The following is an 8,230-nucleotide window of genomic DNA, read 5'->3' as shown; positions in this document are numbered from 1 at the left end:
CCTTCCGGCCCGTGCCCCTGGTTTTTGCCGGGGGTCGTGTCTTCGATCCGCTCCCACTGGGTATGAGTCAACTCGTAGCGGCTGGGCCGCGATTGCTTGATCTTCGACATCTGCCAAAGATATCGGCTGAATGTCGATTCGGCCTAGAGCATGTGGCCTTCCCATGACAGCCAGGTGGGGGGCAAGCCCCACACCTACCCGCCTGGCCGAATACGCCCTGTGCCCGTGCGCCATTCGCTCTCCGGCCCACGCCAGTGCGCTCCATCGCCACGCCATCAATGCGCGCAAGCCGTGCGTCCTCGCTCCTTAGGGAGGGGCTTGAAGCTGAAACTTCATGCCAAAGGGTTGCACGGAGAGACGAGGCTTGAGGGTGTGCTGCGGATGACCGCTGAAAGAGTTGGGGACCGCCATCTTCCGCGATGGTCATCGTCATATGCCGGGGTGCACGGCATGTTCATGATCTTTTGTTGTTTGTGCGACGCGGCAAGTCTTTGAATGAAGGGTTTTTCCCGAGTTCGATGGCCATGGCATCAAGGCGGCAGGCGCCGGCATGCTTGACGCATGACACTTGTCGCTTGGAAGATCGGCAGCGGGGTATTTCATCTATTGGATAGGGTCAGGGGCTCCTGAGCGGGCCGTCATGGCCGTGCATTGGCGTACATACGGTTTCATGCAAGTAACTACAGGAGTGGGCTGCATGGCGTGTTTCGAAGGAAATTTCCGGTCTTTCTTGCGCGAGCTGATTTTTCAAAAAGAATCAGGAGGAGATGGGCAAAGGTCGATTTGTCGAGTGCCGTTTGCCGTTGCTCTCTGGTTGTTGGGTGCCGCTTGCGGATTCACGCCGCAGGATGCTTCGGCCATGATCATGGTCAAAACATGCGGTAAAACCACCATTACCACGACTGATCCAGTGTCCAATCAGACATACGTGCGCGATGAATACGTATGCGATGAATATTACATGCCGGAGCCTTGGTCCCCCAGCATGGATCGTGTTGACCGCGGGGTGGGGCCGGTAGGGCGCGGGCCGCATAATGGAATATCCGACACCCAATTGGCCAAGGTCATACAGACCAAGGAGCAAGATACTTGCGAAGGGCAGGAGGTGACGAGCCAGCCGGTCATCATTGCCACGGGCAACAAGATCAAGCCGGAGGCCGATTTCACCGCTGGGCAGGGCAAGACGGGTGTTGGCGTTCTGCGCCTATATGACAAGGCAGTGGTGAAATCCGGAATCTTTGGGGCAAGGTGGGCTTCCAATCTCGAATACAGCCTGACATTTGCCTATGGCAGCGTGCAGTGTGCCGGAAAATTGGATGCGGCCACGACTTGTTCGCCCGGTGCAAATGCGCTATCCAATATTTATGCCTATCGGGCCAGTGGTTATGGTATCGAGTTCAGCAAGGACGCGGCGGGTATCTGGAAAGACAGCAAAGGTAATGTGCTGGCCAAGAGTGGAGCGAATTGGGTTCTGACGAACGAGGATGGGTCGAAAGACACCTACGACAGCCAAGGGCGTCCCCTGAGCATCGTGGATGAACGCGGTATTGGTACCACCTACACCTATACCAACAATCGGCTCGCCACGATTACCCATACCACCGGCAAGACGCTGTCTTTCACCTGGTCAGGCAGCAGGGTATCCCGCATCACCGATCCGGCCGGCAAAGCCTATGTCTATGCCTACAACAGTGCCGGCTACCTTGCATCGGTGACCTATCCCGACTCCCTGGGCGTGCGTGGCTATCTGTACGAAGACGCGAAGCAGCCCGGCGGCCTGACCGGCATCACCATCAACGGAGTGCGTTACAGCAAGTACAGCTACTATGCCGATGGCCGGGTAAAAAGTTCCGGCCTGGGTGCGAATGGAGACATCGACAGAAGCTCTTTCGTTTATGCCACGGATCATGTGAATGTCACCAATGCGCTGGGCCAGGTGGTACGCCACGAGATAGCGGAGATCAATGGCAGCAAGCGCGTCATTGGCGTGGAGCGCCCGGCCAGTCCCGTTTGCCCGGCCGGGGGGAAATACACGGCCTATCTGGCCAGCGGCAACATCGATTACCAGATCGATGCACTCGGTATCAAAACCGATTACAGCTACGATGCCGATGACCGCTTGACCCGGAAGATCACGGGTATCGGTCCCAACGGTGAAACCGACCAGCGCCAGATCACCGACTACCTCTGGGACGCAACCCACAAGGGCCGGCTGCTGGCCATCAAGGTGTATGGCACCAGCACCAGCCAGAAGCTTTCGGAAACCACCTATGCCTATTATCCCGATGGCGACGCCCGCGCCCGGCTGTTGCAATCGGTAACGGTGAAGAACCTCACCGGCAATGGCGTTGCCAATGCCACCCAGGTTACCGGTTATGCCTATACCCTGCGTGCCAACAAGCTGATCGCCACGATGACGGTGGATGGCCCGGCGGCGGGAACGGGGGACGCGGTGACTTACGGCTACGACACGGCCGGCAACCTGACCTCGGTCAAGAACAGCCTGAACCACACGACCACCTATGGCAGCTACACCGCCCTGGGCCTGCCCGGCAAGGTGACCGGTGCCAATGGCGACGTCGTGGACTACACCTACGATGCAATGGGGCGCATGACTTTGCAGCGCACATATCTCAACGGAGGTAGCCAGAATTATCGGTATGAATATGATGCTGCTGGTAATTTGATTCGGGAATCACGGCCCGACGGGGGAGGGCGCCAGTATTTCTATCTTGCTTATAACCCGGCGTGGCCAACTGTCATTAGCATGTCGACGACTGTGGCGGAAGAGCAGCGAAAGATTTTCACCAGGAATGCATTGGGTCTTGTCACGGGGGAAACGTTGCAGAGTGGAAGGTTGATACCGGCGCCGAGCAGTATTTTCTGCAGGAAATATCCACTGGATGAAAGCTGCCTTTTCGCTGAGGAGCTTGAATGGTCGTATACGGATGTCGCCAAGATTTTCATGGACTACGACGCCGGCGGCTTCCTCCAGGCGGTCCGCGGCAACAACGGCCAGAACATCCGCTACACCTATGATGCCAACGGCAACGTGGTGACGGTCAAGGATGCACTGAACCGCACTACTACCCTGAGCTACGACCGCCAGCAGAACCTCGTCCAGTCCAAGGACCCGCTGGGCAAATTGACCAAGTACGAATACGACCGCATCGGCCGCCTGACCAAGGTGACCGACCCACGTGGCAAGGCCACCAGCTATGTATATGACGGTTTTGGCCAGCTCTGGTCGCAGACCAGCCCGGATACCGGGACCACCACGTTCGAGTACGACAGCGGCGGCCGCACGACCCGGATGACGCGGGCTAATGGTGTGGCAACGACCTACACCCACGATGCACTGGGCCGGCCGACGTCGATCACCGCCGGTGGGCAGGTGCAGACGTTTGCCTGGGACACGTGCAGCAACGGCAAGGGCCGGCTGTGCGGGGTGGCCGATTCGAAGGGAGAGCTGACTTACACCTATACCCCGCAAGGCCAGCTGTTGACCCAAGGGCAGAAGATCGGCACCAGTACGGTGAACTTCGGGCAAAGCTATGCCTACGACAACCTGGGGCAGCTGACGGGTATTTCCTATCCCGGTGGGGTGAGCGTGGGCTATGGGTATCTGCTGGGGCAGGTGCAGGCCATGACGGTCAAGATCGGCAGCACGACCCACAACGTGGCCACCCAGCTTCGCCATGAGCCCTTTGGCCCGCTGTCGAGCTGGACCTATGGCAACGGCCTGATGCGCACCGCCAGTTTCGACATGGATGGACGGCTGACGGCCCTGAGCACTCGCAATGGCGCCGCCTACAGCCAGAAGCTGGACTACCAGTACACCACCGCCAACGAGATCAGCAGGATCACCAACGCCGCCATTACGCCCCTGACCCAGAGCTACGGCTACGATGCGCTTTCCCGGCTGACCACGGTAACGGCCAGCGGTGCGAACCAGAGCTTTGCCTGGGATGCCAACGGCAACCGCACCAGCCACGTTTGGGGTGGGCAGACGGACCTGTATGCCACGGCCAGCGGCAGCAACCGTTTGACCGGCATCACCGGCCCGCGAGCAACCAGCTATACCTACGATGCCAACGGCAACACCCTGAGCGGCGAAGGGGCCACCTACACCTACAGCCCGTTCAACCGGCTGAGCGGGGTCACGAAGGGCGGTAAAACGCAGGAGTACTGGATCAACCCGCTGGGCCAGCGGACACTGAAGCGTCAGACCGGTGTGCTGGATACGCAGCTGGGCTTTGTCTATGGTCCGAGCGGGCAGGTGGAAGTGGAGTATGCCTGGGGCGACAGCAATGCCAACCGGCGCTGGACGCACTACCTGCGGCTGCCCAATGGCGAACCGGTGGCGATGGTGCGCAACAAGCAGTTGTACATGATCCACACTGATCACCTGGGCCGCCCGGAGCTGGCGACCAACAGCGCCAAGGCGGTGGTATGGCGTGCCAACAACTACGCCTTCGACCGCACGGTGACGCTGGACAGCATTGGCGGGCTGAACCTTGGTTTCCCGGGGCAGTACCACGACGTGGAGACGGGGCTGGCGTACAACTACTTCCGGACGTACAACCCGAGGACGGGGAGGTATTTGGAGAGTGACCCGATTGGGTTGGCTGGGGGGATCAATACCTATGCCTATGTCGGCGGGAGTCCGGTCGTGTGGACGGACTCGCATGGGCTGGCTGGAGATCCTCTTGCAGGGTATAAGCCCATATACGGACCCATCATCACAAAGACCCCGACAACGCCAATTCACTGGGCCGAGAAATTTGTTTCTGGTCTAATTATTGGGAAAATTTCATTTGGGTCAACTGGTGTTAATAAGTATGGGCAGCTGACACCCAAGGCATCATCTTTACTGGGGAGGGCCTCTGTTTTTATTGCGCTCATGGAGCCGGTGGAGGTGGGTTGCGCAGAATTGGATTGCGATAAAAATGGAATATCAGATTATTTGGATAGAGATCCGAATATTTGCCCAGCCCCGGGGGCGGGAATGCCGCAGCAAATGGGTGATCAATATGGATTGTAATGGTTATAGCATGAAAAAATATTTTTCTGCCCTGATTTTTATTTTTCTTTATATTGCTGGGATATTGTGTGCATGGGGCGCCGGGATAAAAGGGTGGGGGGTGGTTTTTGCTTTTTTGTGGTTTTATGTTGTTTCGAAGATTGTTTCTTTCTTGGGGGGTAGATTGGGCTGGACTGAGAAATCTGATAAATGATGTGACAGTCCAACGACACCGAGTTGAGAGGGTTTATCTTCGGGATAAATGAATTGCTCTCCAGTCTTGCCCTGCTGGAAGTGGTGGCCGATGGTATGGCGGGCGAGCAATTACGCCTTTGATCGCACGGTGACGCTGGACAACATGGGCGGGCTGAACCTTGGTTTCCCGGGGCAGTACCACGATGGGGAGACGGGGCTGGCGTACAACTACTTCCGGACGTACAACCCGCGGACGGGCAGGTATTTGGAGAGTGACCCGATTGGGTTGACGGGTGGGATTAACACCTATGCCTATGTCGGGGGGAATCCGGTTGGCGGCATTGATCCATTGGGGCTGGAATGGACGTACAACTCCGCTACAGGAGTCCTGCGTCATGACGGCGCCTATGTGGCGACAGGCGATGCCGGTCATGGTGCCGGCTATAAAAACCCATGGATGCAAGGGGTGCCCAATACTGGGCCCTTGCCAACGGGGAGTTACACCATTGGGCCGCAATACAACAGCCCAAATACTGGGCGGGCAACAATGGCGCTTACACCAGCGCCGGATAACGAAATGTATGGCCGAAGTGCATTTCGTATTCATGGCGACAACAGTAGGCGGAATGGAACGGCCTCGGAGGGCTGCATGATCTTCGATAGAGATATTCGAGACCAGATTGCCAATAGCGGAGACAATGCTTTGGTAGTCGAAAATCCAATGCCTGTGATTATTCCATTCTGGTAACGACCATGAGACGAATCGCATTTTTGATTTTGATGTTTGTGGGCTTGTCGTCGGCATTCGCTGGCGATAAAGCACCTGTAGTCGCGCGCGACAGCAGTTCAGCCAATTTTGTCCATGGTGTGGGGAGCGTCACTGTGCATTTCGCAGGAGGTGATCTCAAAGTCACTGTGAAGACAAGCAAGGCGGCTGATGGGCTCTTCAAGGAGGGTTTCAGGTGGGGAGGCGAGGATGCTGTCTCGCCTTTGACTCTGACCACATCGATTGTTGTTCAGAGCGGTGCGGAAAAACTCTTTGTCCCACTGTCGGCCTATAGCGATCTTGGCGATCCGCGTCGGATTTCTTTAAGTGCCAATGCCACTGGTTTTGAACTTGCTATCATTGGTGGCGATGCTGGTGTTGCTTACAACGCTGTTCTTGTGTTTGAGGATGGATGGCTTATTCGTAGGCGGGTTACTCACGGCGAATTCCCAGACGAAGCGTGGGAGGAAACCAAATACGCTTACAACACGCTCAATAACTAGACAGTGTAGCGCTGCCAGCATCTATACCTATGTCGGGGGAAATTCGGTTGGCGACATTGTTCCATTAGGGCTATGAAAAAGAGTGCCAGAGACACTTTATTCGGTGGGGTGAGGGTGGGCTATGGGTATCTGCTGGGGCAGGTGCAGGCCATGACGGTCAAGATCGGCAGCACGACCCACAACGTGGCCACCCAGCTTCGCCATGAGCCCTTTGGCCCGCTGTCGAGCTGGACCTATGGCAACGGCCTGATGCGCACTGCCAGTTTCGACATGGATGGACGGCTGACGGCCCTGAGCACTCGAAATGGCGCCGCCTACAGCCAGAAGCTGGACTACCAATACACCGCTACCAACGAGATCAGCAGGATCACCAACGCCGCCAATACGCCCCTGACCCAGAGCTACGGCTACGATGCGCTTTCCCGGCTGACCACGGTAACGGCCAGCGGTGCGAACCAGAGCTTTGCCTGGGATGCCAACGGCAACCGCACCAGTCACGTTTGGGGTGGGCAGACGGACCTGTATGCCACGGCCAGCGGCAGCAACCGTTTGACCGGCATTACCGGCCCGCGTGCAACCAGCTATACCTACGATGCCAACGGCAACACCCTGAGCGGCGAAGGGGCCACCTACAGCTACAGCCCGTTCAACCGGCTGAGCGGGGTCACGAAGGGCGGTAAAACGCAGGAATACTGGATCAATCCGCTGGGTCAGCGGACGCTGAAGCGTCAGACCGGTGTGCTGGATACGCAGCTGGGCTTTGTCTATGGCCCGAGCGGGCAGGTGGAAGTGGAGTATGCCTGGGGCGACAGCAATGCCAACCGGCGCTGGACGCACTACCTGCGGCTGCCCAATGGCGAACCGGTGGCGATGGTGCGCAACAAGCAGTTGTACATGATCCACACCGATCACCTGAGTCGCCCGGAGCTGGCGACCAACAGCGCCAAGGCGGTGGTATGGCGTGCCAACAACTACGCCTTCGACCGCACGGTGACGCTGGACAGCATCGGCGGGTTGAACCTGGGCTTCCCCGGGCAGTACCACGACGTGGAGACGGGGCTGGCGTACAACTACTTCCGGACGTACAACCCGCGGACGGGGAGGTATTTGGAAAGTGATCCGATTGGATTAATGGGTGGGCTGAATACTTATGCCTATGTGGCAGGTAATCCTATGGGCTCCATTGATCCATTCGGTTTGGTGACTTGGAGGGGGACAGTTCACGGCGGGAGCTTGGCAGGCGTACTTGGATATCAAAAGATGAATCTCAGGCTGACTTCAGATTGTGCATTGGGCGAGTCAGTGACAGTCGATATCAATGTCTCGTTTTTCATTGCATCGCAGGGGGCGCCTATATCATATACGGTATCCCATGTTGAACTGAGGGATTTGCATGCTGGAGCCTATCCCGAGGCGTTAACAGGGCTGACCACCTTCTTTTCCGCCAGCGCGGCGGCAGGTGGCGGTGCCAGCTATAGTACGTTAAGTATGGGGGATGCTTTCTCCGACTTTTCCCTGGGCGGTCAAGGTGGATGGGATGCTTCAATCGCTGTAGGAGTTGGGCGAGCCACTATTGATGGCCCCCCAGTAATAACATCTTGCGGGTGCGAAAAATGAATGGATCGGTGGTCATTTTTAATATAGGTTTATTTCTTGCTCTGTGTTCAATAATTATTAGAATTGTTGCTGTGTATTCTGCAAGGAGGAGTCCTTGTGTGTCTCAGGGTTTGGCGTCGCTGGATT

Annotated in this window: 5 protein-coding genes; all 5 read left to right on the top strand. The window is 57.1% G+C overall.

Translation table 11 applies throughout. The features are described 5' to 3' along the window. The first annotated feature begins 697 nt into the window (after positions 1 to 697). The 5 genes from ABB34_RS13260 to ABB34_RS13255 all read left to right on the top strand — a co-directional run bounded on the left by ABB34_RS13260 (position 698) and on the right by ABB34_RS13255 (position 8,104). Entirely contained in the window at positions 698 to 5,044 is a 4,347-nt protein-coding gene (locus tag ABB34_RS13260; RefSeq protein ID WP_161808918.1) for an RHS repeat-associated core domain-containing protein, read from the top strand. Between the two features lie 10 nt (positions 5,045 to 5,054). Further along, positions 5,055 to 5,237, top strand: a complete 183-nt coding sequence (locus ABB34_RS15300) for a hypothetical protein (protein WP_152979632.1) — start codon at positions 5,055 to 5,057, stop codon at positions 5,235 to 5,237. 129 nt (positions 5,238 to 5,366) lie between these two features. Further along, positions 5,367 to 5,966, top strand: a complete 600-nt coding sequence (locus ABB34_RS15005) for an RHS repeat-associated core domain-containing protein (protein ID WP_245625455.1) — start codon at positions 5,367 to 5,369, stop codon at positions 5,964 to 5,966. A 5-nt stretch (positions 5,967 to 5,971) separates the two neighbouring features. Beyond that, a complete protein-coding gene (locus ABB34_RS15295; protein ID WP_152979630.1) occupies positions 5,972 to 6,487 on the top strand; it encodes a hypothetical protein in 516 nt (171 codons plus the stop codon). 150 nt (positions 6,488 to 6,637) lie between these two features. Next, complete coding sequence (locus ABB34_RS13255) at positions 6,638 to 8,104, top strand: RHS repeat-associated core domain-containing protein (RefSeq protein WP_161808917.1); 1,467 nt, start codon at positions 6,638 to 6,640, stop codon at positions 8,102 to 8,104. Positions 8,105 to 8,230: the final 126 nt, after the last annotated feature.

Origin of the sequence: Stenotrophomonas daejeonensis (assembly GCF_001431505.1) — a bacterium.
GTDB lineage: Bacteria > Pseudomonadota > Gammaproteobacteria > Xanthomonadales > Xanthomonadaceae > Stenotrophomonas > Stenotrophomonas daejeonensis.
The sequence above is the reverse complement of the archived record's forward strand: the minus strand, read 5'-3'. Positions and strand labels throughout refer to the sequence as shown.